Origin of the sequence: Sphingomonas sp. CFBP 13706, from assembly GCF_014842355.1 — a bacterium.
In the GTDB taxonomy this organism is placed as follows: Bacteria; Pseudomonadota; Alphaproteobacteria; order Sphingomonadales; family Sphingomonadaceae; genus Sphingomonas; species Sphingomonas aerolata.
Map to the genome: position 1 here is coordinate 168,834 of NZ_JACYVM010000007.1, position 23,279 is coordinate 192,112.

A 23,279-nucleotide genomic window follows, 5' to 3' on the forward strand; every position below is an offset into this window, starting at 1 on the left:
CGGGCGAGCGCGAAGACGCGTCTTACGCGACTTTACCGGTTGCCATCCTGGGGCCCCGGTCGGCATAGGCAGGCGCCACCCGCTCCCGGAGACCTTCATGCAAACGCCAGCCGCGAGTCCCGCACTGGGGCTCGACTTCGGCACGACCAACAGCGTCGTGGCGCTCGGGACGCCCGGGGGCACGCCCGAGCTCGTGACCTTCGCCGCCCCCGCCGAGACCAGCCCGGTGTTCCGCTCCGCGCTCTGCTTCTGGCAGGACGACAGCGGCAAGGGGCTAGCGGTCGATGCGGGGCCGTGGGCGATCGCGGAATATATGGAATATCCGCTCGACAGCCGGTTCATCCAGTCGTTCAAGTCGGTCGCGGCGATGAAGACGTTCGAGCAGGCCTCGGTCTTCGACAAGCGCTATCGCTTCGAGGAGATGGGCAAGCTGTTCCTCGACAAGCTGATCGCGCATGCGGGCGGCAGGCTCGACACGCGGCCGCAGCGGATCGTCGTCGGGCGGCCGGTCGAATATGCCGGCGCGCGGCCCGACGAGGCGCTCGCGCGGACGCGCTACGACGCGATGTTCAAGGGCTTCGGCGCGGAGATCCATTATGTCTACGAACCGCTTGGTGCTGCGTACAGCTATGCGACGCGGCTGACCGAGCCTGCGACGATCCTGGTCGCCGATTTCGGTGGCGGCACGAGCGACTTCTCGGTCGTGCGCGTCGCCGAGCCGGGGGCGGCGCGACGCTGTACGCCGCTCGGCCATGCGGGCATCGGCATTGCGGGCGACCGGTTCGACTACCGCATCCTCGACCGGCTGGTGCTGCCGATGCTCGGCAAGGGCGGCGCGTACAAGTCGTTCGGCAAGGAGCTCGAAATCCCGCGCGCCTATTTCGCCGATTTCGCGGACTGGTCCAGGCTCGCGCTGATGCGCAACCGCAAGACGATGACCGAGCTCGAGCGGTTGCAGAAGACCGCGATCGACCCGGATGCGATCGGGCGGATGATCGCGGTGATCGAGAACGAGCTCGGCTATCCGCTGTACGACGCGGTCGGCACGCTGAAGCGCGCGCTGTCGCAGGGCGAGGACGCGCATTTCCACTTTGCGGGCGCGGGGCTGGAAATCGAGGCGGAGGTGACGCGCGCACAGTTCGAGGGCTGGATCGCCGACGACGTCGCACGGATCGAGGCGACGGTCGACCAGGCGCTGGCGGCGGCCAAGGTCGGCGGCGGCGATATCGACCGCGTGTTCCTGACCGGCGGGTCGTCGCTGATCCCGCGGGTGCGGCAGATCTTCGTCGAGCGGTTCGGCGAGGCGGCGATCATGAGCGGCGGCGAGCTGACCTCGATCGCGCACGGCCTCGCGCTGATCGGTGAGCAGGACGACATCGCGGCGTGGTCTGCGTGATCCCGCGGGTTCTTCTCGGGACGGCGCAGGTGCCGGGCGGCGGCGAGTTGCGGCTGCTCCAGCGCGGCGCGGAATTCTCGATCATGCTCGGCGCGAACGAGCTGATGAACAGCCGGCTGAGCGGGTCGGAAGAGGCGCTGGCGGAGCAGGCGTGCGAACGGATCGGCGCGCGGCCGGGCGTGCGGATGCTGATCGGCGGGCTCGGCATGGGCTTCACGTTGCGGGCGGCGCTCGCGCGGCTCGGGCCCGATGCCGAGGTGGCGGTCGCCGAGATCGTGCCCGCGGTGGTCGAATGGGCGCGCGGGCCGATGGCGGCGCTGCACGGCGACAGCCTGACCGACCCGCGCACGCGGATCTTCGAGGGCGATGTCGCCGCGGCGATCGCAGACGGGGAGTGGGATGCGATCCTGCTCGACGTCGACAATGGTCCCGACGGGATTTCGCGGCCGGGGAACGACCGGCTCTACGGCGCGGCGGGGCTCGCGCGGGCGCGCGCGGCGCTGCGGCCGGGCGGGGTGCTCGCGGTCTGGTCGTCGGCGCCGAGCAAGCCGTTCGCGAGGCGGCTCGACGAGGCGGGGTTCGCGGTCGACGAGATCGTCGCACGCGCGACGCGCAAGGGCGGGGCGCGTCACGTGATCTGGTTCGCGACAAAGGCATGATCTGGCGCTGGGCTCTGCTGGTCGCGCTGTCGGCGCTGGTGGCGGGGGCGCTGGAATGGATCGGACTGCCCGCCGGACTGCTGCTCGGACCGATGATCGCGGCGGTCGTGCTCGCGGTGCGCGGCGGCTCGCTGGGGGTGCCGATCCTCGCCTTTCGCGGCGCACAGGCGGCGGTCGGGACGCTGATCGCGGGGTCGATCACCACCGGAATTGTCGCGACCGTCGCGCAGCACTGGCCGGTGTTCCTCGCGGTCAATGTCGCGACGCTCGCGGCCAGCAGCGTGCTCGGCTATCTGCTCAGCCGCTGGCAGGTGCTGCCGGGGACGGTCGCGGTATGGGGTTCGACGCCGGGCGCGGCGAGCGCGATGGTGTTGATGGCGCAGGCGTACGGCGCGGACTCGCGGCTGGTCGCGGTGATGACCTATACCCGCGTCGTGTGCGTCGCGGTCGTCGCCTCGGTGCTGGCGGCGGTGATGGTCGGCGGCGGGAGCGGGCACCATCTGGCCGCGGCGTGGTTCGTGGGCGTCGATCCGGTTGCGGTGCTGCGGACGGTGGCGATCGCGGGAGTCGGCGCGGGTCTTGGCGTCAAGCTGCGGCTGCCGGCGGGCGCATTGCTCGGACCGCTCGTGCTGGGCGGGGTGCTCAACGTCACCGGGGTTGCGCAGCCGGTGCTGCCGCAATGGCTGCTCGCGATCAGCTATGCGGTGGTCGGGTGGAAGATCGGGCTGTCGTTCACGCGCGATACGCTCCGCGTGGCGGGCAAGGCGATGCCGCGGATCCTGCTGTCGGTCGGGCTGCTGATCGCATTCTGTGGCGGGATCGCGGCGGCGCTGACGCGCTGGGCGGGGATCGACCCGGTCACCGCCTATCTTGCGTCGAGCCCCGGCGGGATGGATTCGGTCGCGATCATCGCCGCGTCGAGCCCGGTCGATGTGCCGTTCGTGATGGCGTTGCAGGTGATGCGGTTCCTGGGCGTGCTGCTGATCGGACCGCCGCTCGCGCGGTTCGTGGCGACGCGGCAGGGCGGGGTGGTGCCGGTCATTCCGACTTAGGGTAGCCATACCGCCGTCATCCTGACGAAAGTCAGGACCCAGAGCCACGACCGCTACCCCTGTAACCCTGGGTCCTGACTTTCGTCAGGATGACGGTTGGGACTTGGTCGGTCGATAGGCCTCGACGTCGATCTCGTGGCGCTTGAGCTTGTCGTAAAAGGTCTTGCGCGGGATGCCGAGCGCGGCGAGCGCGGAGCGGACGTCGCCGCTGACCTGGTGCAACGTCGCGCGGATCGTCGCTTCCTCGAACTTGTCGACACGCGCGGGGAGCGGCAGGTCACCATCCTCGTCCGCCGGCGCATCCGCCTCGACGCGCAGCACCAGCCGTTTCGCCAGATTGTCGAGCTCGCGGACATTGCCCGGCCAGTCATGCTGGCCGAGATAGGCGAGCGTCGCGGTGTCGATCGTCGGCACCTCGCGCCCGAACCGCTCGGCGGCCTGGTGCAGCAGATGCCCGAACAGCAAGGGCACGTCGTCGCGCCGTTCGCGCAGCGGCGGGATGCGCAACCGCACCGCGTCGAGCCGGAACAGCAGTTCGGCGCGGAACCGGCCATCCTCTACCGCCTGGTCGAGCCCGGGTTTCGCCGCCGCGATCACCCGCAGGTCGAGCGCGCGGGGCAGGTCGCCGCCGACCGGCATGACCTCGCGCTCCTCGAGCACGCGGAGCAGCTTGGCCTGGACCGCAGGCAAGGTGCTCTCGATCTCGTCGAGGAACAATGTGCCGCGGTTCGACGCCTCGATCCGGCCGGTGCGCGGCAGGCGCGAATCGCCGTCATGGCCGAACAGCTCGATCTCCGCGACCGCCTCGGGCAGCGCGGCGCAGTTGACCGCGACGAACGGCCGCGACCGGCGGTTGCTCCAGCGGTGGAGCAGCACCGCGACGAGTTCCTTGCCGGTCCCGGTCTCGCCCTCGACCAGCACGTCGATATCGGCCTGCGCGATCTGGCGCATCGTCTCGCGCAGCCGGACCATCACCGGGGTCTCGCCGATCAGCGGCTCGGCGCCGATCGTCTCCTCGGCGGCGGCGCGTAGCCGGCGATTGTCGAGGACGAGTCGGCGCATCTCGAGCGCACGCCGGGCGCCCGCGATCAGATGGTCGGTCGCAAACGGCTTGGGGATGAAGTCGAACGCACCGTTCTTGAGCGCGGCGACCGCCATCGCGACGTCGCCGTGGCCGGTCATCAGCAGCACCGGGATCTCGTGGTCAATCGCGGCGATCCGGCGGAACAGCTCGAGCCCGTCCATCTTGGGCATGCGGATGTCGGACACCACCGCGCCGTCGAACCCCGCATCGATCCGCGCGAGTGCGACAGTCGGGTCGCGCTCGGCGATCACCGCGATGCCGGCGAGTTCGAACGACTGTTCGAGCGCACCGCGCAGCACGTCGTCGTCGTCGACGAGCAGGACGCTCTGCTCGCTCATGCTTTTACCAGGATCATGCGGAAGACGGCGCCTCGTGGAGCAGGGACGAGGTCGAGCGTGCCGCCGAACTCGGTCATGATGTCGCGCGCGATGCCGAGCCCGAGGCCGAGGCCGTCGGTCTTGCTGGTCGCGAACGGGGTGAACAGGTCGTCGGCGATGCCGGGATCGATGCCGGGGCCGTTGTCGGCAACGGTCAGCACGACGTCGCGGCCCTTGCGCCCGACGGTGACGTCGACGCGCGCATCGGGCCGCTCGGCAACCGCGTCGAGCGCGTTCTGGAGCAGGTTGACGAGCACCTGTTCGAGGCGGACGCGGCCGGCGATCACTGTCAGCCGCGCCTCGGGCCCGCTCGGCAGGTCGAGCGTCACGCCCTTCGCCCGGAACCGGTCGCCGATCAGCAGGCGGACGCCATCGATCGCCGCGTCGAGCGCAACCGGGCCGATCGAGCCCGCGCCGCGCCTGGCATAGCGGCGTAGCCCCGCCGTGATCGTGCCGATCCGGCTGGTCAGCTCGACGATCGCCTGCAGGTTGGTCGCGGCGCGCGCGGGTTCGTCGCGCGCGAGGAACGCGGCGGCATTGTCGGCAAAGGTGCGGATCGCGGCGACCGGCTGGTTGATCTCGTGCGCGACGCTGGCGGTGATCGTCCCGATCGAGCCGACGCGGTTGGCATGGGCGAGCTCCTCGCGTGCCTGGCGGAAGCGCTGGTCGGCGGCCTCGCGCTGCTCGACCTCGATCTGCAGCCGGTCGGCGGTGGCGCTGAGCTCGGCGGTGCGGCGTGCGACCTCGGCCTCGAGTTCGGCGCGCGCACCCGCGTTGCGTTTGCGGCGCTGATGCAGCCACCATGCGCCGAGCATCGCCGCGATCGTCGCCAGCGCGGCGATCGTCGTCGCCGAGCGCGTCCGCACGGCCGCGCTGCGCAGCGCGGCGTCGAGCGGCTCCATATGGACCAGATGCCAGCCCGCGATCGGCACGGGCAGCGACACCGTCACCGCGGGCGTCCCGTCGCCGAGCCGCGACCGGTCGTCCGCCAGCGTCAGCGGTGCGCGGAGCAGCGGCAGCGTGCCGAACTGCCGCGTCTGCGCGAGTGTCCGACGCCGTGCAGGGGACAGCGCGCGCGTCGTGTGGAACTCGAGTCGCGGATCGCTGGAGATCAGGATCACGCCGTCCGCATCGACGACGAAGGTCGCCATGTGATCCTGGATCCAGGCCTGTGCGATGCGGTCGAACTCGACCTTGACGACGACGACGCCGAGCGGCCGTCCCGCGCGGTCGATCCGTCGCGAGAGATAGAGGCCGGGGCGTCCGCTGACGCTGCCCAGCGCGAAGAACTCGGTCGCGCCCGACGCCATCGCCTTGGTGAAATAGTCGCGGTAGCGATAATCATGGCCGAGAAAGCTGTCGGGGCGGTCCGCATTCGACGCGGCGATCGTCATCCCCTGCGTATCGAGCGCGTAGATGACCGGTGCACCGGTGCGCGCCGCAAGCAGCGCGAGTTTGGCATTGAGCGCAGGATCGACCGTGCCCGACGCGAGTGCCGCCCGGACATCGGTATATTCGCCGAGCATGACCGGGAGCAGGCGGTAGGTCTGCAGCTCCGCCTCGAGCAGCCGCAGGTTGCTGCGCGTCTGTTGCATCGCCCGGAGCCGGACCGCGGCGGTCGCATCCGCCACCGTCCGCCGGCCATAGACGGAGGCGACCACCGAGACGATCACACTGAGCGCGGCGAACGCCATCAGCACCGCCAACGCGGTCGTCACCAGCGAGGATCGAGCCCGTCTCATCTGTGCGGATTATCACACAGATTCGTGTGACGCCATCGGCAAAAATGTGCATTTTCCGCACATTCGAAGCATCGGTACGGAGCAAACTCACGCGAATCCAAGGGTTTGACGTGCTTGACGTGATCACTTGTAGTCCGGGGTCCGGCCCGGCATTACCGCCCTCACTAACGTCCCGCGTGAGTGGACGAGACTTTCAGGAGGCGATGTTGACCCTACCATCCCAGACATATGCGGTCGCGGAAACGCCGGCACGCAAAGGCTGGACCAGCCAGCTCTATATCCAGGTGCTGATCGCGATCGCGCTGGGTGCAGCGCTCGGGCATTTCTATCCGACGTACGGCGCGGCGCTGAAGCCGCTCGGCGACGCGTTCATCAAGCTGGTGAAGATGATCATCGCCCCGGTGATCTTCCTGACGCTCGTCACGGGTATCGCCGGGATGAAGGAACTGGGCGCGGTCGGTCGCGTCGCGGGCAAGGCGTTCGCCTATTTCCTGTTCTTCTCGACGCTCGCACTGATCGTCGGCCTGATCGTCGCCAATGTCGTCCAGCCGGGCGCGGGGATGAACATCGACGCCGCCTCGCTCGATACCAAGGGCATCGCCGACTATACGGTCAAGGCGCATGAGACGACGATCACCGGGTTCCTGATGAGCATCATCCCGGACACGATGGTCAGCGCGTTCACCGACGGCAACATCCTGCAGATCCTGCTGATCGCGATCCTGTTCGGCATCTCGCTGAGCCTGGTCGGCGAGCCTGCCAAGCCGGTGCTCAACTTCCTCGAGCGTCTCAGCCTGATCGTCTTCAAGCTGGTCGGCATCCTGATGCGCGCCGCCCCGCTCGGTGCGTTCGGCGCGATCGCGTTCACGATCGGCAAATACGGGATCGGCAGCCTCGCCAATCTCGGCGCGCTGGTCGCGACCTTCTACCTGACCGCGGCGCTGTTCGTCGTCGTCATCCTCGGCACCGTCGCACGCCTGACGGGCTTCTCGATCTTCAAGCTGATCAAGTATCTGAAGGCCGAATTGCTGCTGGTGCTCGGCACCTCGTCGTCGGAAGCCGCATTGCCGAACCTGATCCAGAAGATGGAGGCTGCGGGCTGCGAGAAGTCGGTCGTCGGGCTGGTCGTGCCGACCGGCTATTCGTTCAACCTCGACGGTACCAACATCTACATGACGCTGGCCGCGCTGTTCATCGCACAGGCGACGAACACCGACCTGACGCTGGGCCAGGAACTGCTGCTGCTCGTCGTCGCGATGATCTCGTCCAAGGGCGCCGCTGGCGTCACCGGTGCGGGCTTCATCACGCTGGCGGCCACGCTGTCGATCGTGCCGACCGTGCCAATCGCGGGCATGGCGCTGATCCTTGGCGTCGACCGCTTCATGAGCGAGTGCCGCAGCCTGACCAACTTCATCGGCAACGCGGTCGCGACGATCGTCGTCGCCCGCTGGGAAGGTGCACTCGACCGCGACAAGCTGAACGCGGCGCTGTCGGGCCAGCTGCCCGAACTCGCGCCGGCGCCGATCACGACCGCCGCCGCTCCTGCCGCATGATCCCGACGGGGCCGGCGTTGGCCGGCCCCGCGATCAGTACCGGATAGCTTTTTTATGACCTCGATGATGATGCGCCGCGTGCGCCATGCGGCCGGCTTTGCCGTCGCGACCCTTCCCGCAATGGCGCTCGCCCAGGCCGCGCCGCAACAGGCTGCTCCCGAAAGCGCACCGCCCAAGGCGCGCGAACGGCTCGGTCCCGTGTCCAAGGACGCCGCCGGCACCAGCGCGGCCTCGCCGATCGCCGAGAGCTATCCCAATGCCGCGGTCGGCGACGGCGTCACCGCGGGCGGCTACAACCAGTCACGCTGGGCGGAGGACTGGTCGAAACTGCGCGACCCGGCCAAGCGCAAGGACATCATCGACCAGCTGAAATTCATCTCGATCGCGGGCGACGGCGACGTCTACCTGACGCTGTCGGGCGAGGCGCGGCTGCGCGTCAACCACACCACCAACCCCAATCTGCGCGACAGCGAGGCGCAGCGGCAGGACATCCTTCGCCTGTTCGGCGGCGCGGACCTGCATGTCGGCGAGCATCTGCGCTTCTACGGTGAAGTCGCGCACGGCACGCTCGAGGGTGAAAATCTCGGCAACGTGCTGCCGAACCTGCGCAACAAGCTCGCGGTGCAGCAGGCGTTCGTCGACCTGACGGGCACCGTCGCCGATGTCGATGTCGGGGTCCGCTATGGTCGCCAGACCTTTGCCGACGGCCCGAACCTGATGGTCGTGCCGCGCGACAACAACACGCTGTACTTCGGGTTCAACGGCTTTCGCGCCTGGGCGCGGACCGCGGGCGTGCGCGCCGACGTGTTCGACTTCAAGCCGACCGCCTATGGCACGCAGGGCACGCGCGACGACGATGCGGAAAGCGCACGGCGCTTTTCGGGCATCTCGACCGGCGTCGTCCTCCCCGACACGCTGCTCGGCGGGTCGAAGCTCTATCTCGATCCGTTCCTCTGGCGGCTGCGCAACCGCAACGCGGTCTGGGGCACGGACAATGCGCGCGAGGTCCGCAATTTCTACGGCCTGCATTTCTGGGGCGATGCGGGGCCGGTCAATCTCGACTGGACCGTCAATTATCAGGGCGGCAGCTATGACAACCGCTCGATCAAGGCGTGGCTGATCCTGCTCGCGCAGACCTACAAGCTCGGCAAGGGGCGCAACGCGCCGCGCGTCGGCTTCCATGCGGATTATGCCAGCGGTGGTGGTGCCTATGGCAACGGCACGCTGCGCACCGCGCTCGCGCCGTTCGGCAACAACATCTATTACAGCTATCAGCTGTTCGCGACGCCGACCAACCTGATCGCGGTCGCGCCGAACGTCAGCTTCACCGTGCTCGACAAGCTGCGTCTGACTGCGGAATATCAGCTGTCGTGGCGCGATTCGAAGAACGACGCCGTGTACCGCGCCAATGGCAGCGCCTTTGCCGGCACGCAGAATGTGTCGGGCAGCAAGATCGCCGACACGATCCGCTTCCAGGCGGTCTATCCGATCTCGTCGCGGCTGTCCTTCACCGGCCGTTACGAGCATCTGATCGCGGGGTCGTCACTGACCCGCGCCGGGTACAAGAACTCGGACTTCCTCGCCGGCTGGCTCAGCTACCGCTTTTGATGACCTAGATCCTCCCCCTGGCGGGGGAGGATCGTGACGGCACGCGATACCGTCAGGATTAACCTGCGTCGCACCCGCCCGTATTTTCCGTCCTTCCGACCATACCGGTCCTTCAATTTTGCGATCGACTGTGGCACATGGACTCCATCATCAGGAGTCACATGGTCATGGATCTGAGCTTCACACCCGACGAAGAGGCCTTTCGCGAGGAGGTGCGCGACTTCTTCCGCGAAAAACTCCCCGCGCGTCTCTCGACGCTGGTCCGCGAGGGCCGCCGGCTGCGCAAGGCCGACATGGAGGAATGGCACGCGATCCTCAACGACCGCGGCTGGCTTGCCAATCACTGGCCGCGCGAATGGGGCGGGCCGGGCTGGAGCGTGATCCAGCGGTTCATCTTCGACAATGAATCCGCGCTCGCGCACGCGCCGCGCGTCGTGCCGTTCGGCGTCAACATGCTGGGGCCGGTGCTGATCAAATACGGGTCGGAAGAGCAGAAGCGCCATTGGCTGCCGCGCATCCTCGACGGCTCCGACTGGTGGTGCCAGGGCTATTCGGAACCCGGCGCCGGCTCCGATCTCGCGGGGCTCAAGACCACCGCGGTACGCGAGACGCGGGATGGCCGCGAGGTCTATGTCGTCAACGGGCAGAAGACCTGGACGACGCTCGGCCAGCATGCCGACATGATCTTCTGCCTCGTCCGCACCGATCCCGCCGCCAAGAAGCAGGAGGGGATCAGCTTCCTGCTGATCGACATGAAGACACCCGGCATCGAGGTCCGCCCGATCACGCTGATCGACGGCGAGCAGGAGGTGAACGAGGTGTTCTTCACCGATGTCGAGGTGCCGGTCGAGAATCTGGTCGGTACCGAGAATGACGGCTGGACCTATGCCAAATATCTGCTGACCTATGAGCGGACCAACATCGCCGGCGTCGGTTTCTCGATCGCGTCGTTCGAGCAGCTGAAGACGGTCGCGCGCACGCAGACGAAGAATGGCCGGCCGCTTGCCGAGGATCCGCTGTTCGCGGCGCGGATGGCGCGCGTCGAGATCGACCTCGCCAACATGCAGACCACCAATCTGCGCGTCGTCGCGGCGGTGGCGGGCGGCGGCGCGCCGGGCGCGGAAAGCTCGATGCTCAAGATCAAGGGGACCCAGATCCGCCAGGAGATCACCGCGCTGACGCGGCGCGCCTATGGCGCCTATGCCGCGCCCTATATCCCCGAGGCGCTCGAGGCGGGGTGGAATGGCGAGCCGGTCGGGCCCGACGATGCGGCGACCGCGTCGCCGAGCTATTTCAACAACCGCAAGCTGTCGATCTTCGGCGGATCCAACGAGATCCAGAAGAACATCATCTCCAAAGCCATATTGGGTCTCTGAGCATATGAACTTCGAGCATAGCGATGACCGCCGGATGCTGGCCGACACGCTCGTCCGCGCACTCCGCGACGGCTATCCGATCGAGACGCGCAACGCGGGTGCCTATGGCGACGCGGGCTATGACCCCGCGGTCTGGCAGCAACTGACCGAACTCGGCATCGTCTCGGCGCTGTTCGACGAGGCCGCGGGCGGGTTCGGTGGCAGCGGGTTCGACATCATGGTGGTGTTCGAGGCGCTCGGCCGCGCGCTGGTGGTCGAGCCGTTCCTCGGCGCGCTGATGGCCGGTCGCGCGCTGGCTGCGGCGGGCGGGCACGACGCGGTGCTGGCAAGAATCGTCTCGGGCGAGACGATCGCCGCCTTCGCGCACGAGGATGCACAAGCGCCCGTGACCGCGACGCGCGACGGCGACGGCTGGACACTGAACGGCACGAAGGCGGTCGTGCACCAGGCAGGCGCCGCATCGGTCTTCGTCGTCAGCGTCGAACAGCCGGGCGATCCGCTCGTCCTGCTCGTCCCCGCCGACGCCGCCGGGGTGTCGGTCCGCCGCTACAGCGTCGTCGAGGGCGGCGGCGCTGGCGAGGTGACGTTCGACGGCGTCGCGCTCGGCCCGGACGCCCGGATCGGCACGGACGGGCAGGGGCGTGCGATCGTCGATGCGGCGATCGAGGCGGGGCTGCTCGCGCTGTCCGCCGAGGCGCTCGGCGCGATGGCGTTCGTCAAGGAGGCGACGCTCGGCTATCTGCGCGACCGCAAGCAGTTCGGCGTGCCGATCGGCAAGTTCCAGGCGCTCCAGCACCGCATGGCGACCGTGCTGCTCGAGATCGAACAGGCGCAGTCCGCCGTCATCAACGCGGCGGCAGCGTTCGACGGCGACGATGCGACCGCGCGCGCGCGCGCACTGGCGGCGGCGAAATACACGATCGGCCGGACGGGCGCGCTGGTCGCGGAGGAATCGATCCAGCTCCACGGCGGGATCGGCATGACCTGGGAATATGCAGTGTCGCATTATGCCAAGCGACTGGTGATGATCGACCACCAGCTCGGCGACGAGGATCATCACCTCCAGCGCTATATCGACCTCGCCAAGGCCGCCTGAGGTCCGCTCTCCCGTTCGTGCTGAGTAGAGATCGAGTAGCCCCGAAGGGGCGTATCGAGGGCTCGTATCGAAGCACAGGTTTCATCCGCCAACCTGTCCTTCGATACGCCGCTTCGACTTCGCTCAGCAGCTACTCGGGACGAACGGGAAGAGGGGGCGACGGCATGGCGTCCGGCGCTAGCCGCGCCGCGCGATGATGGGCCGCAGGCGGACGCCGAGGCAGATGACGGTCGGCCAGAACATCGTGTTGGCGACATCGACCAGCGTGTCGTCCCAGCGCCACGACCCGTAATTCAGCCGGTCCATGATCTCGTTGAACGCCTCGCCTGCCGCGACCACCGTCCAGGGGATGAAGGTGCCGAACGAACGCCGCGTGATCAGCCGTGCGATCATCAGCAGCGCCATGCCCGCATGGATATGCAGGATGGTGTCGGGAAGGCCGGTGCCGTCGCCGACCCAGTCGATCCACTGATGGTAGAGTTTGGGTAACACGTAGAGCCTCCGCCGCGGGCAGGGTGCTGCCCGGGCGGGGGCTTACCGTGATGATCGGCGCAGCGATACCGGCGTGATCAGCCGCGCACGGCCTTGCGGCAGGCCTTGACCAGATTGACGATCAGCCCCGACAGCGTCGAGTAATTGGCGTGGTGATAGGACGACCCGTCACCAAGCTCGCCCGTCAGGCGGCGATGCGCCTCGGGCAGCGCGTGATAGGGCAGCCCCGGCAGCAGATGGTGCAGCGCGTGATAGCGCAGGCCCACCGGCGCCCAGATCTCGGCGAGCAGGCCCGGCGGCGGCACGTTGACGCTGTCGAGATACTGGTCGGTGATGCTCATCGCGTCGCCCTCATTCTCCCACAGATGCGCGACCAGCGTCCGGACCTGGTTGAGCACCGCGATCGCCGAGACGATGGCGAGGAAGGTGAGCGAGGCGGCCAGCGGGAACACGCCGGTCGCGGTCAGCACGACGAAGCTGATCGCCCAGATGCTTGCCGCGGTCTCCCAGATCCGCCAGCTGCGCAGCGCGGCGCCCTCGGGCGGCTTGCGGCGAAACTGCGGGTTGATCGCGAGCGCGGAATAGCGCGTGACGACGATCTCGCGAAGCTTGGGCGACAGCAGCGACAAGGGTGCAAGCACGCCGTAGCGCAGGATCAGCCCGATCGGCAGCAACGCCGACACCAGCACGAAGATCGCGAGCGTCGCCGCGGGTCCGCGGGCAAGCGGCATATATTCCGGATCGCGGTTCGTGCCGTAGCGAGTCTTGGCATGGTGGAGCGTATGCACGCCCTCGTACATCAGCGACGGCATCATCACCGGCACACCGAACAGGATGTTCCACCCCGCAGTGAAGCCACGCACCGCGTTCGGCTTCATGTGTGACAGTTCGTGGATGAAGCTGAGCGCGCGGTACAAGGCGAGCACCGCGACGACCGCGCCGAGGAGCTTGGCCCAGACCGGCGTCGCGACGATCGCCACCGCCATGCCCGCATAGCCGAGACCCGCGGACGCGATCAGATCGGTCCAGTAGACGATCGGGCGCGCCGCGTGCAGGTCGCGCGTCAGCGACGCCGCGGCCTTGATCATCGCGATATCCTCGCGTCCCGCCTGCGCCGCCTTGGGACGCGCGAGCGCGGCCGAGGCCCGCGACAGGGTCGCAGCAAGGGGGTCGGGCGTGACGAATGCGGTTGCCATGATCATACCATTTTCGGGTGACGTATCGTCGTCGATACAGAAGAATTCAGGCTGAAAAATGGTGACGGGACGACCGGAATCAACCACCCAGCCGGGCCGCGACCGATTGCGCGTCGCCGTCGCGACGGACATGCGGTGCCGTGAAGACCCGCCTGCATCGTTGATCTGAATTAGGAACACTTTACTGGCGCAATCGTTAGGGCGGTGGTTCCCAACCGGGCTCATTTTCGAGAAAGCGAATTTTATGAAGACATTGATCCTTGGCGCAGCCGCGCTTGCCATGACTGCCCTGCCCGTCGCGGCGAGCGCAGCACCGGCAACCGGCAACGCCGCACAGTCGCTGTCGGTCGCGTCGTCGGTTCGCACCGGCACCGCCACCAAGCGCTCGAGCAAGATCGCAGCGGACAGCATCGCACCGCTGGTCATCGGCGCAGGCGTGATCGCCGGTGTCGCATATCTCGTCATCGACAAGGAAAATGACGACGACAACTCGGACAGCAACTGAGTAGTGCGCGGGGGCGGCGGTTGCGCCGCCCCTGCAACCTCTGTCGCCCGGTATCGGGCGATAGACGTTTCAAGGCCACGACGTGTAGGGCTGGGACATGACCCGTATCGTCCGATGCTGCGCCCTGATCGTCCCGTCGCTCGCACTGCCCCTGGCATTGTCGGCCTGCGATCCGCCACGCTGGGCGCGCGGCGGCGCCGATACGGACAGCCGCGACCCGATGGCGCGGCGTGATGCCGATTTCAGGCGCACCGAGACGCAACGCGTCGCGCAGGATATCGCCCGCACCGAAGAGTCCGTCCGCCTCTCGATTGCCGAAAAGCGTATCGAGGCGCTCGAAAAATCGCTCGCGGAGATGCAGACCACCCCCGAGACGGTCGAGATAGACCTGCTCAAGGGCCGTCTCGCGGCCGTCGAAGCCAAGGCCTATGCGCTGCAGGACGCACCGCCGCCCGTGCCGCCCGCCGCCGCTGCGACGCCCACCCCGCGCCGCGCGGCAAGCACCGACGCCACGACCACCCGTCGCGATCCATCACGCCCGCCCTTGCGCCTGCCCCAGCTCGAATCCGCGCCGCGCCGCGCCACCGAGGCCGAAAAGGCTGCGTTCAACGCCAACCGCCGCTGACACGATTCCCCTATAATCCGGCCTGATCGATCATCGATGCGATCTCGGCCGGCAACGCGGTTTCCGCCTTGGGCAACAGGCGGTTGAGTGCGGTCTGCACGCGTTTGGTGGCGACCTGATAGGCCTTGTGCCGGATCGCGCGCGTTGCGTTCGTCCGCCAGGAGGAGCTCTCACCGAGCAGCGCCTCCCATTTGGCCTCCTCGGCAGCGAGGATCGAGAGTGCGAGACGAAGCCCGTCCCGCCGTCCGCGTGCATAATCGTCGGACATCGCCGGCATCTCCATCATGCGCCCCCGGTCCCTGACAAGCGAGGTTCGCTTTGTACCCCGACCACCACGAAATCTCCCCGTGATCAAGAGCTTGGTCGCATGCCGACCGCGGCGCGTGGCGTCGGGGTGCAATACCGCTTGCCGGCAGGGCCGTCTGGCCTAGTGTGCGGGCATGATTACTCGGCGCACTGTCATCGCTTCTTCTCTCGCCCTGTGCGCAACCCCGGCGATCGCCGCGGCACCCGCCCGGCGTGGCCGGCTGAAGCAGTCCGTCAGCCGCTGGTGCTACCAGGACATGCCGCTCGATGCTTTGTGCGCCGCCGCGGCGCGGATCGGGCTGGACGGCATCGACCTGCTCCAGCCCGCCGAATATGCGGTGCCGCGCCGGCACGGACTGCGTTGCACCATGGGCTATGCCGCCGACATCATGACCATCCCCAATGGCCTGAACCGGCGGGAAAACCACGCGGCGATCGAACGGGCGTTCCGCATCGGTATCCCGCAGGCCGCCAAGGCAGGCGTCCCCAATGTGATCGCCTTTTCGGGCAATCGCCGCGGCCTGTCCGACGCGGAGGGCGCCGACAACGCCGTCGCGGGGCTGAACCGTCTCAAGCGGATCGCCGAGGATCATGATGTGACGATCTGCGTCGAACTGCTCAACAGCAAGGTCGACCACCCCGATTACATGGCCGACCACACCGCCTGGGGCGTGCGGGTCGCCAAGGAAGTCGCGTCGCCCCGCGTGAAGCTGCTCTACGACATCTACCATATGCAGATCATGGAAGGCGACCTGATCGATACGATCCGCAAGAACATCGACTGGATCGGCCATTTCCATACCGGCGGGGTTCCCGGGCGGCATAATCTCGACGGCACGCAGGAGGTCGACTGGCGGGCAGTGGCGCGCAGCGTCGCGGATCTCAAATTCCAGGGTTATTTCGCGCATGAATTCGTGCCGGTCGGCGATCCCCTGACGGCGCTCGCCCAGGCGGTCCGGACCTGCACGGTGTGACCGGAAGCCGGACGGTCGACGCTTCGTAACTGCCGGGGCCAGCGCGTGGCCCGGGACTCAGCGCATCGCGAGCTGCGTCGTCAGCGCGCGCGGCGTGATCGTCATCACCCCGTCCTCGATCGTGACGCGTCCCAGCCGCGCGATCTCGGGCTGGCCGAGCAGCGTATAGGGCATGCCGCGCTGGCCGATGCGCATCGCCATCCGGCCCAGACTCTGCCCGCCGATCTCGACCGAGGCGACACGCGCGACGCCGAGCCGGGTATAGCCGCCGATACCGATCGCGGTTTCCTCGCGCTGCACGGCACGGTCGGCCCCTGTCGCGCGCGCATCGTCCGCCGACAGGATGGTGTAGGCCGCGCCGGTGTCGACGATCGCACGGATGCGGACGCCGTTGACCATCATCGCCGCGACGAAATGCCCGCCCCAGGGATCGCGATTGATCCGCAGGACATGCGGCTGTCCGAAGGTGACCGGCTCGTCGAGGTCGGCGGGGTCGATCTCGATGCGGGGGGCGGGTGGCGGCGCATAGCTCACCGCGGCGACCATCGTCCGCTGCGGCTCGATGCAGGTGACGACGGTGCGCGACAATATATGGCCCTCGTCGTCCTCGTCGGTCGTCTCGGTCGTGGTGATCACCGCCATGCCCGGCGTCGCCGTGCCGCCGCGCCAGGCGGTGTCGACGATGCGCGTCCGACCATTGATCGTGGTGACGGTGCGCACGGTGTTCGCCGGGACATCCTGGATCTGCCCACCGATCGCTACGCGGACCTGCGCGGTGGCAGCGGTAGCGGTAGCGGTCAGCGCGGACGCCAGCGCGATCGCGAGTGCCCCTGCGCGGACGGTTGCTCTGATGCCCACGGCAGTCCTCTTTTCCTCGTCCACGGACATCCGTCCCGGAGGATCAAAGGAACCCTAGCGGCAGTGTGTTTACAGTTGGTTAGCGCGGCAGGACGTGCTGCGGTCGATGTCCGTGGCGCTTGGCGACGTGGGCGCGGTCCGGGATCAGGGGAAGCCCGCACCGCCATGCGCGCCGACCGCGGTCCCGGTCGAGTAGCTCGCCTCGCCGGATGCCAGCGCGACGAACAATATCGCGAGTTCGGACGGCTGCCCCGCGCGGCCGAGCGGCGTGTCCTGGCCGAATTCGTGCATCTTGCCCGGCAGCTGCCCGCCCGCGACCTGAAGCGGTGTCCAGATCGGGCCGGGCGACACGGCGTTGACGCGGATGCCCTTCTTGGCGAGCTGCTTGGCCATGCCGCGCGTCAGATTCTGGATCGCCGCCTTGGTCGAGGCATAGTCGATCAGGTCGTCATTCGGATCATAGGCGTTCTGCGAGATCGTGTTGATGATCACCGAACCCGGCGGCATCGCGGGGATCGCGGCCTTCGAAAAGCGGAAGACGTGGAACACGTTGGTTTCATAGGTGCGGACGAACTGTTCGTCGCTGATCTCCATGATGTCCGCCTTGGACTGCTGATAGGCGGCATTGTTGACGAGGATATCGAGACCGCCGAGCTGCGCGATCGCTTTTTTGACGGTATCCTCGCAGGCCTTTTGCGTGCGGATGTCGGCGGGCAGCAGCACCGCCTTGCGACCCGCCTGCCGGATCAGGTCGGCGACCTCGCGCGCGTCCGGCTCCTCGCTGGGATAATAGTTGATCGCGACGTCCGCGCCCTCGCGCGCAAAGGCGATCGCGGCGGCGCGCCCGATGCCGCTGTCGCCACCGGTGAGCAGCGCCTTGCGACCGACCAGCTTGCCGCTGCCGCGATAGCTCTGCTCGCCATGATCGGGGCGGGGGGTCATCTTGCTTGCGAGCGCGGGCCAAGCCTGGCGCTGCTCGGGAAAGGGGGTGCGGGTGTACGCATTGCGCGGGTCGCGCAGGCTGGGGGCGGGCCCGGTGGCGGAGGTCTCGGTCGATTGCACCCGCGCCATGCCCGGCGCGGCCGCGGCGGCAAGGCCGATGGCGGCACTGCCCAGCATGCTGCGGCGGGAGGTTTCACCGTTGCTCATGATCGGATCCTTGTCGGTGGGTCGGGGTCGCCGGCGTGCTTGTCCCTGCTCGACGAACCGCGGCGCGGACCGTTCCATCGGCGCGGTCATCCGGCCCGATACCGCGGAAACCGCGGATGCCGAGCGGCGTTCATCCCCGATCTGCATCCGCGAGTATCCCACCATGGCCGACCGCCCCCGCATCATCTGCCTCATGACCGCGTCGGTCGATGGTGGCCTGCATCCCAGCCGCTACACCGACAGCCCGGATGGCACCGCCAAGGCCTGGACGCGCGCCTATGAGTCGCTGCACGAGCGCCTCGACGCCGATGGCTGGATCGTCGGACGCGTCACCATGGCGGAGATGGCGAAGGGAGAGCCGCGTGCGCCGACGACGGCGGACGCGCCCGCGCGACCGTCGCTGTTCCAGGCGCACGATGCCGCGTCCTTCGCGATCACGCTCGATCGCGCCGGCAAGATCCGCTTCGCCGGGCCCGACATCGGCGGCGACCCTGTCGTCGTGCTGCTCGGACGCGGGGTGAGCGACGCCCATCTCGCCGAGCTCGCCGCCAATGGCGTGTCCTACCTCGTGTCGGACAGCGACGAGATCGACCTCGCCGGTGCGCTAACAACGTTGCGGCGCGAACTCGGCATCGAAACATTGCTGCTCGAAGGCGGCGCCGGCATCAACGGCTCGTTCCTCGCCGCCGGTCTGGTCGACGAACTCAACCTCGTCATCGCACCCGCACTCGACGGCGGCACCGATGCGGAGCGGATCGTCGCGGCGGGCGACGGCCTGAAGGGCAAGGTGACGCTGTCACTGCTCGGATGCGAACACCTGGCCGCCGGGGCGGTCAATTTGCGGTACCGGGTGGAGGCGGTCGGCTAAGCGCAGTCGGCGTACATAGCGGAACGGAATTGGTGCACCCGACTGGATTCGAACCAGTGGCCTCTGCCTTCGGAGGGCAGCGCTCTATCCAGCTGAGCTACGGGTGCCTGAGGCGTGCGCGTAGCAAAGCCTAGTCGGGTGCGCCAGCCATTTTCTTGGCCGCGCCGATCTTGGCGGCGAGCTTGGGCGGCGGAGTCTTGGGCTTGAACGCGCACAGGTCCGCGACGAGGCAGCGCCAGCATTCGGGGGTGCGCGCCTTGCAGACATAGCGGCCGTGCAGGATCAGCCAGTGATGCGCGTGGAGGCGGAAGGGCTGGGGGGTGGCCGCGTCGAGCTTCATTTCGACCGCGAGCGGGGTCTTGCCGCGCGCGAGGCCGGTGCGGTTGCCGACGCGGAAGATGTGTGTGTCGACCGCGAAGGTCTCTGCGCCGAACGCCACGTTGAGCACGACATTGGCGGTCTTGCGGCCGACGCCTGGCAGGCGTTCGAGCGCGGCGCGGTCGTTCGGGACGACGCCGTCATATTCGTCGACGAGCATCTGCGACAGCGCGATGACGTTCTTGGCCTTGGTGTTGTACAGGCCGATCGTCTTGATGTGGTCCTTCAGCGCGTCGAGCCCGAGCGCGAGCATCGCCTGCGGGGTGTCGGCGATGCGGAAGAGCGCGCGCGTCGCCTTGTTGACGCCGATGTCGGTCGCCTGCGCGGACAGCGCGACCGCGACGACGAGCGTGTAGGGATTGACGAATTCGAGCTCGGTCTCGGGATGCGGATCGGCCTCGGCCAGCCGCGCATAGAAGTCGACGACGTCGGCCTTCTTCACTGGCTCAAAGCCCCAGCACGTCGCCCATCCGGTAGCGGCCGGCGGGCTGGTCGGCGAGCCAGAGCGCGGCGCGCACCGCACCGCGCGCGAAGATGCTGCGATCGTCGCCGCGGTGGTTGAGCTCGATCCGCTCGCCTTCGCCCGCGAAGATCACGCTGTGGTCGCCGATCACCGATCCGCCGCGCAGCGACGCGAATCCGATCGTCCCCTCGCTGCGTGCGCCGACCAGCCCGGCGCGGCTGTCGACGCGCAGCTCGGCGAGCGTCGAATCGCGCCCGCGTGCGGCGGCCTCGCCGAGCAGGAGTGCTGTGCCCGAGGGCGCGTCGACCTTGTGGCGGTGATGCATCTCGACGATCTCGACGTCCCAGTCGGGGCCGAGCCGCGCCGCCGCCTCGCGCACCAGGATGCCGAGCAGCGTGACGCCGAGCGAGGTGTTGCCGGTCTGGAGGATCGCGATGTCGGCGGCCGCCGCGTCGATCAGCGACTGGTGCTGCGGGGTCAGGCCGGTCGTGCCGATGACGAGCGCGGTGCCCGCCGCGCGCGCGGCGGCGAGATGCGCCTCGATTGCCGAGGGGGTCGAGAAGTCGACCAGCACGTCGGCGGCTGCCGCGAGCGGGCTGGGGTCGTCGCCGGCATCGACGCCGCCCGCGAGCGTCGCGCCCGCGCTCTCGATCGCGTCGGTGATCGCGCGGCCCATCCGGCCGGCGCTGCCATAGATGCCGATCGCGGTCATGCGGGCCCGGGGGGCGGACGGAGGCGAGGTCGGTGCAATCATGCGCGCGCTTTCGCACGAAGCGGGGGGTCGCGAATAGACCCCAAATCCGCGCGATAGCGTTATCGCGGGACGGGCGGGAGCGATCGGACGAGGTCGAGATCGGCGGGCTTGTCGACATCGACCGCGGCCAGCCCGTACGGCGTCGCGACCGCTGCCGCGACCAGCCCCGCCTTGCGCCCGAGATGCGCGATCGCATCGCCCAGCGTCAGCCGGCCCAGCGCATAGCGCAGCAACAGCCCCGGGCCGAGCCGGCGGACGATCCGCCACGGCCGCTTGCGATCCGCCTCGACCTGCCGCCACAGATCGATCGCGGCGATCGACCTGGGGGTGGCGAAGCGGAACAGGTTGCACCCCGACCAGCCGCCATCGGCGAAGCGGAGATAGGTGCGCCGCGTCCCCGGCGCCGCCGCCTCGACCACGTCGCGGCGCGCGAGCAGCACCGCGACATCGGCGTTGGCAGGAATGTCGGCCTGGAACCGCGTGATCCATTCGGGCCGGAGCAGCGCATGATCCGCGGTGGTGACGAGCAGCGGGGTGCCGAGCGTGGCGATCCCGTCGCCGACGCTCAGACTCGGACCGCTCGCGGCGTCGAGCACCCGCAGCCCCAGCGCGACCGCATGATCGCGCACCGCGTCGTCCGATACCGATACCGCGATCACGCCCGCGCCGGCCTCGCGCAGTGCGTCCGCGACCCGCGCGAGCAAGGTCCGCCCCTCCAGCAGGATCAGCGCCTTGTGCGCGACGCCCGCATAGGCCGCGAGCGGATCGACGCCGCCGCGCGACCCGGCGAGGATCAGCGCGTTGAACGGCGCGCGGCCACGGGTCACGGCGTCCGTCATGCCGCCTGCCGCGCGCGCCAGACGCGCCACAGCACGCCGGGCGCGGCGAGGATCGGATGCCGTTCGGCCCAGGGCGACAGCGGCACGGCGATCCCGGTGTGCCGCTCGATCTTCCACGCGCCGTAACGCGCGGCGCCGTCGAAGGTGAAGGCGGCGCGCATCAGCCGGGCGATGTTGATCGGCTTGCCCGCGCGCCGCCGCAGCCGCCACGCGCGCAGCACCGCGGCGCGGCGTGCGGCCGGCAGGGCAGGGCGCAGCGCCGCGCCCTCGGTCGTCACGGCGATCCCGTCCGCCGCCCAGGCGAGCGGGAGCAGCCGGTCATAGCGGTCGGGGTCGAAGCCGATGATCTGATCCTCGCGCCCGCCCTTTTCGACGCGGAATTCGGCGGCATAGGTCTGGCGGAACAGCGCCCGCCAATAGTCGCGCGAGGTGCCCGTCTCGGGGCCGAGCGCGGCGGCGAACCGCGCGGCGGAGCGTGCGGCGGCAGCGATCGCCTCGGCGATCCGCGCGGTCGTCGCCTCGTCGCGCGACCAGACCAGCGCACAGGGCTGGACGAACCGCGTCCAGATCGTCGTGTCGAGCGTCCCCGCGTCCGCCGCCTTGGCGAAGGTCGACAGCCGCATCGTCGCGATCTTCGCGCGCAGCGTCTCGCCGGCCTCGTCGAACTCGCGGTAGCTGACGGTCGGCCAGATGCCGCGTTCGGGCGCACCCGCGGTCAGCACGTAGAAGTCGAGCACCCCCTCGGTCGCGCCGGTCCGCAGGTTCGAGCCGTAGAACAGGATGCCGACCGCGCCGGGCGTCGCCGCGAGCGCCTCGGCGACGTGCCGCACCGCGGGGATCACCGGCGTGGCGAGCTGGTCGCGCACCAGCGCGCCGAGCGTCGCGCTCACGGAACGACGAAGCTGATCGGCGCCGCCTGGCGGATCGTCAGCGCGCCGCCCGGATAGACTTCGCCGTCGAGGATGAAGCCCGCCTCCATCGTCACGTCGAGCGCGGGCGTATCAATCCGGTGATAGCCCGCCCGGTCGAGCCATTTGGCCGGCGACCCCGCGACGATCAGCGGTGCGGCGGCGGCGGGCCAGCGCGGCGGCGCATCGACCAGCAGCGTCTTCAGCCCGTCGCGCGCCGCCCCGAACGGCTGGACGCCCAGCGGCATCCGCGTCAGCGTCGAGGCGAGCAGGATGTAGCGATGCGTGTCGGTGTCCGCGACCCGGCCGGCATCGGCGGCGGCATCGTAGCGGACGTGCATCCGGTTGCCCGCGCGCCACATGCCCGATGCGCGACCGAACAAGGTCTGGACGATCGCCCAGCTCAGCGCGACGCCGACCGCGAACCCCTTGAACGCGCCCGCGCGGTGCGCGCGCTGCGCCAGCCCGGTCGCCTCGACGAACGCGCCCGCGCCGAACAGGAAGCCGCGGAGTTTCTGGCCGGTGCCGGCGCGTTCGACCTCGACCGGGCGACGGACGATGCTCGCGCCGTCGCGCGCCGCGGCGAGCGCCTGGTCGAGCGTCCAGTGATCGGGAATGCCCAGATCGAGCGCGAGCGCGTTGGTCTTGCCCGACGGGACGATCGCGACGCGCGGCATCGCGCCGGTCCACACCGTCGCCGCCGCGGTCAGCACGTCGCGGATCGTGCCGTCGCCGCCGTCGATCACCAGCAGCTCGATCCCGTGCTGCGCGAAATCGGTCAGCACCTCGGCCAGTTCGGCCTGGGTCCGCGGCGTGACCGCCAGCACCGTTCCCGACACGAACGGCCGCGTCGCCTCGACGCTGCTGCGGTTGCGGTGGCTCTTGGGGTTGCAGATGATCCCGGTGCGGATCTGCGACGCGGCACTGCGCGCGGTCACGTCCGGTGCCGCGCCGCGTCTGGCCGCTGGAAACGGCACGCCATCAAAGGCCTGGAAATTGGAAACGGCGTCGCTCACACTCT

23 protein-coding genes and 1 tRNA gene are annotated in these 23,279 nt (G+C 68.8%); 11 read left to right on the plus strand and 13 right to left on the minus strand.

Translation table 11 applies throughout. From position 1 onward, the window contains the following. Positions 1–97 precede the first annotated feature (97 nt). Genes IFS44_RS14385 through IFS44_RS14395 form a run of 3 tightly spaced genes read left to right on the plus strand, consistent with a single transcriptional unit; the run spans position 98 to position 3,107 of the window. Positions 98–1,396, plus strand: a complete 1,299-nt coding sequence (locus IFS44_RS14385) for an Hsp70 family protein (protein ID WP_166746921.1) — start codon at positions 98–100, stop codon at positions 1,394–1,396. After that, complete coding sequence (locus IFS44_RS14390; protein WP_192098925.1) at positions 1,393–2,055, plus strand: hypothetical protein; 663 nt, start codon at positions 1,393–1,395, stop codon at positions 2,053–2,055. Before IFS44_RS14385 ends, IFS44_RS14390 begins: the two co-directional genes overlap by 4 nt. Continuing rightward, positions 2,052–3,107: an AbrB family transcriptional regulator gene (locus IFS44_RS14395; RefSeq protein WP_192098926.1), complete on the plus strand. Its 1,056-nt coding sequence runs from the start codon at positions 2,052–2,054 to the stop codon at positions 3,105–3,107. The genes IFS44_RS14390 and IFS44_RS14395 overlap by 4 nt, the downstream gene beginning before the upstream one ends. An 84-nt stretch (positions 3,108–3,191) precedes the next feature. Here the strand turns inward: IFS44_RS14395 and IFS44_RS14400 are convergent, their stop codons facing one another. Together IFS44_RS14400 and IFS44_RS14405 are read right to left on the minus strand one after the other, a co-directional pair. Next, positions 3,192–4,529 (minus strand): sigma-54-dependent transcriptional regulator, encoded by a 1,338-nt coding sequence (locus IFS44_RS14400; protein WP_031441691.1) that lies wholly within the window; start codon positions 4,527–4,529, stop codon positions 3,192–3,194. Further along, positions 4,526–6,286, minus strand: coding sequence for an ATP-binding protein (locus IFS44_RS14405; RefSeq protein ID WP_197977881.1), 1,761 nt, complete (start codon positions 6,284–6,286; stop codon positions 4,526–4,528). Before IFS44_RS14405 ends, IFS44_RS14400 begins: the two co-directional genes overlap by 4 nt. Positions 6,287–6,516: 230 nt before the next feature. Here IFS44_RS14405 and IFS44_RS14410 point away from each other — a divergent pair, with 230 nt between their 5' ends. The 4 genes from IFS44_RS14410 (at position 6,517) to IFS44_RS14425 (ending at position 11,943) form a co-directional block, all read left to right on the plus strand. Then, positions 6,517–7,863: a dicarboxylate/amino acid:cation symporter gene (locus IFS44_RS14410; RefSeq protein ID WP_260171256.1), complete on the plus strand. Its 1,347-nt coding sequence runs from the start codon at positions 6,517–6,519 to the stop codon at positions 7,861–7,863. Between the two features lie 63 nt (positions 7,864–7,926). Continuing rightward, a complete protein-coding gene (locus tag IFS44_RS14415) occupies positions 7,927–9,471 on the plus strand; it encodes an alginate export family protein (RefSeq protein WP_446740861.1) in 1,545 nt (514 codons plus the stop codon). 167 nt (positions 9,472–9,638) lie between these two features. After that, positions 9,639–10,847, plus strand: coding sequence for an acyl-CoA dehydrogenase family protein (locus IFS44_RS14420; RefSeq protein WP_192098961.1), 1,209 nt, complete (start codon positions 9,639–9,641; stop codon positions 10,845–10,847). Positions 10,848–10,851: 4 nt separating this feature from the next. After that, entirely contained in the window at positions 10,852–11,943 is a 1,092-nt protein-coding gene (locus tag IFS44_RS14425) for an acyl-CoA dehydrogenase family protein (protein WP_192098928.1), read from the plus strand. 177 nt (positions 11,944–12,120) lie between these two features. Here IFS44_RS14425 and IFS44_RS14430 read toward each other — a convergent pair whose 3' ends face one another. Then, entirely contained in the window at positions 12,121–12,435 is a 315-nt protein-coding gene (locus IFS44_RS14430; RefSeq protein ID WP_031393859.1) for a hypothetical protein, read from the minus strand. A gap of 77 nt (positions 12,436–12,512) precedes the next feature. Continuing rightward, positions 12,513–13,631 carry a fatty acid desaturase family protein gene (locus tag IFS44_RS14435; RefSeq protein WP_037532237.1) on the minus strand — a complete coding sequence of 373 codons (1,119 nt, stop codon included), beginning with the start codon at positions 13,629–13,631 and terminating at the stop codon, positions 12,513–12,515. 244 nt (positions 13,632–13,875) lie between these two features. Between IFS44_RS14435 and IFS44_RS14440 the strand changes: the two genes are divergently transcribed. Further along, the gene (locus IFS44_RS14440; protein ID WP_192098929.1) at positions 13,876–14,136 is read left to right on the plus strand and encodes a hypothetical protein; all 261 of its coding nucleotides are present in this window, start codon (positions 13,876–13,878) and stop codon (positions 14,134–14,136) included. Between the two features lie 97 nt (positions 14,137–14,233). After that, entirely contained in the window at positions 14,234–14,761 is a 528-nt protein-coding gene (locus IFS44_RS14445) for a hypothetical protein (RefSeq protein ID WP_192098930.1), read from the plus strand. A 10-nt stretch (positions 14,762–14,771) separates the two neighbouring features. Here IFS44_RS14445 and IFS44_RS14450 read toward each other — a convergent pair whose 3' ends face one another. After that, on the minus strand, positions 14,772–15,047 hold the full coding sequence (locus tag IFS44_RS14450) for a hypothetical protein (protein ID WP_243845694.1): 276 nt from the start codon (positions 15,045–15,047) through the stop codon (positions 14,772–14,774). A 154-nt stretch (positions 15,048–15,201) separates the two neighbouring features. On the opposite strand from IFS44_RS14450, the gene IFS44_RS14455 reads away from it, so the two are divergent. Continuing rightward, positions 15,202–16,041 (plus strand): hydroxypyruvate isomerase family protein, encoded by an 840-nt coding sequence (locus IFS44_RS14455; RefSeq protein WP_192098931.1) that lies wholly within the window; start codon positions 15,202–15,204, stop codon positions 16,039–16,041. 57 nt (positions 16,042–16,098) lie between these two features. On the opposite strand, the gene IFS44_RS22795 is transcribed toward IFS44_RS14455, so the two are convergent. Both IFS44_RS22795 and IFS44_RS14465 read right to left on the minus strand, forming a co-directional pair. Beyond that, a complete protein-coding gene (locus IFS44_RS22795) occupies positions 16,099–16,899 on the minus strand; it encodes a retroviral-like aspartic protease family protein (protein ID WP_192098932.1) in 801 nt (266 codons plus the stop codon). Positions 16,900–17,043: 144 nt separating this feature from the next. Continuing rightward, positions 17,044–18,048 carry an SDR family oxidoreductase gene (locus IFS44_RS14465; protein WP_192098962.1) on the minus strand — a complete coding sequence of 335 codons (1,005 nt, stop codon included), beginning with the start codon at positions 18,046–18,048 and terminating at the stop codon, positions 17,044–17,046. A 163-nt stretch (positions 18,049–18,211) separates the two neighbouring features. On the opposite strand from IFS44_RS14465, the gene IFS44_RS14470 reads away from it, so the two are divergent. Beyond that, positions 18,212–18,916, plus strand: a complete 705-nt coding sequence (locus tag IFS44_RS14470) for a dihydrofolate reductase family protein (protein ID WP_192098933.1) — start codon at positions 18,212–18,214, stop codon at positions 18,914–18,916. Positions 18,917–18,946: 30 nt separating this feature from the next. Here IFS44_RS14470 and IFS44_RS14475 read toward each other — a convergent pair. The 6 genes from IFS44_RS14475 to IFS44_RS14500 all read right to left on the minus strand — a co-directional run bounded on the left by IFS44_RS14475 (position 18,947) and on the right by IFS44_RS14500 (position 23,274). Further along, positions 18,947–19,023: transfer RNA gene (locus IFS44_RS14475), tRNA-Arg, on the minus strand. 23 nt (positions 19,024–19,046) lie between these two features. Next, positions 19,047–19,736, minus strand: a complete 690-nt coding sequence (gene nth / locus IFS44_RS14480) for an endonuclease III (protein ID WP_192098934.1) — start codon at positions 19,734–19,736, stop codon at positions 19,047–19,049. Between the two features lie 4 nt (positions 19,737–19,740). Beyond that, complete coding sequence (dapB, locus tag IFS44_RS14485; RefSeq protein ID WP_166747166.1) at positions 19,741–20,469, minus strand: 4-hydroxy-tetrahydrodipicolinate reductase; 729 nt, start codon at positions 20,467–20,469, stop codon at positions 19,741–19,743. Positions 20,470–20,570: 101 nt separating this feature from the next. After that, positions 20,571–21,350: a nucleotidyltransferase family protein gene (locus tag IFS44_RS14490; protein WP_192098935.1), complete on the minus strand. Its 780-nt coding sequence runs from the start codon at positions 21,348–21,350 to the stop codon at positions 20,571–20,573. Next, the gene (locus IFS44_RS14495) at positions 21,347–22,240 is read right to left on the minus strand and encodes a hypothetical protein (RefSeq protein ID WP_192098936.1); all 894 of its coding nucleotides are present in this window, start codon (positions 22,238–22,240) and stop codon (positions 21,347–21,349) included. Before IFS44_RS14495 ends, IFS44_RS14490 begins: the two co-directional genes overlap by 4 nt. After that, positions 22,237–23,274: a diacylglycerol kinase family protein gene (locus IFS44_RS14500; protein WP_192098937.1), complete on the minus strand. Its 1,038-nt coding sequence runs from the start codon at positions 23,272–23,274 to the stop codon at positions 22,237–22,239. The genes IFS44_RS14495 and IFS44_RS14500 overlap by 4 nt, the downstream gene beginning before the upstream one ends. Between the last annotated feature and the right edge of the window lie 5 nt (positions 23,275–23,279).

What these genes read in the sequence shown, in the direction of transcription:
- IFS44_RS14465 (WP_192098962.1), bottom strand. Translation starts at nt 18,048, where the DNA reads ATGAGCAACGGTGAAACCTCCCGCCGCAGCATGCTGGGCAGTGCCGCC.
- IFS44_RS14470 (WP_192098933.1), top strand. Translation starts at nt 18,212, where the DNA reads ATGGCCGACCGCCCCCGCATCATCTGCCTCATGACCGCGTCGGTCGAT.
- IFS44_RS14440 (WP_192098929.1), top strand. Translation starts at nt 13,876, where the DNA reads ATGAAGACATTGATCCTTGGCGCAGCCGCGCTTGCCATGACTGCCCTG.
- IFS44_RS14435 (WP_037532237.1), bottom strand. Translation starts at nt 13,631, where the DNA reads ATGGCAACCGCATTCGTCACGCCCGACCCCCTTGCTGCGACCCTGTCG.
- IFS44_RS14395 (WP_192098926.1), top strand. Translation starts at nt 2,052, where the DNA reads ATGATCTGGCGCTGGGCTCTGCTGGTCGCGCTGTCGGCGCTGGTGGCG.
- IFS44_RS14445 (WP_192098930.1), top strand. Translation starts at nt 14,234, where the DNA reads ATGACCCGTATCGTCCGATGCTGCGCCCTGATCGTCCCGTCGCTCGCA.
- IFS44_RS14455 (WP_192098931.1), top strand. Translation starts at nt 15,202, where the DNA reads ATGATTACTCGGCGCACTGTCATCGCTTCTTCTCTCGCCCTGTGCGCA.
- IFS44_RS14425 (WP_192098928.1), top strand. Translation starts at nt 10,852, where the DNA reads ATGAACTTCGAGCATAGCGATGACCGCCGGATGCTGGCCGACACGCTC.
- IFS44_RS14385 (WP_166746921.1), top strand. Translation starts at nt 98, where the DNA reads ATGCAAACGCCAGCCGCGAGTCCCGCACTGGGGCTCGACTTCGGCACG.
- IFS44_RS14450 (WP_243845694.1), bottom strand. Translation starts at nt 15,047, where the DNA reads ATGATGGAGATGCCGGCGATGTCCGACGATTATGCACGCGGACGGCGG.
- IFS44_RS14400 (WP_031441691.1), bottom strand. Translation starts at nt 4,529, where the DNA reads ATGAGCGAGCAGAGCGTCCTGCTCGTCGACGACGACGACGTGCTGCGC.
- IFS44_RS14420 (WP_192098961.1), top strand. Translation starts at nt 9,639, where the DNA reads ATGGATCTGAGCTTCACACCCGACGAAGAGGCCTTTCGCGAGGAGGTG.
- dapB (WP_166747166.1), bottom strand. Translation starts at nt 20,469, where the DNA reads ATGACCGCGATCGGCATCTATGGCAGCGCCGGCCGGATGGGCCGCGCG.
- IFS44_RS14415 (WP_446740861.1), top strand. Translation starts at nt 7,927, where the DNA reads ATGATGATGCGCCGCGTGCGCCATGCGGCCGGCTTTGCCGTCGCGACC.
- IFS44_RS14490 (WP_192098935.1), bottom strand. Translation starts at nt 21,350, where the DNA reads ATGACGGACGCCGTGACCCGTGGCCGCGCGCCGTTCAACGCGCTGATC.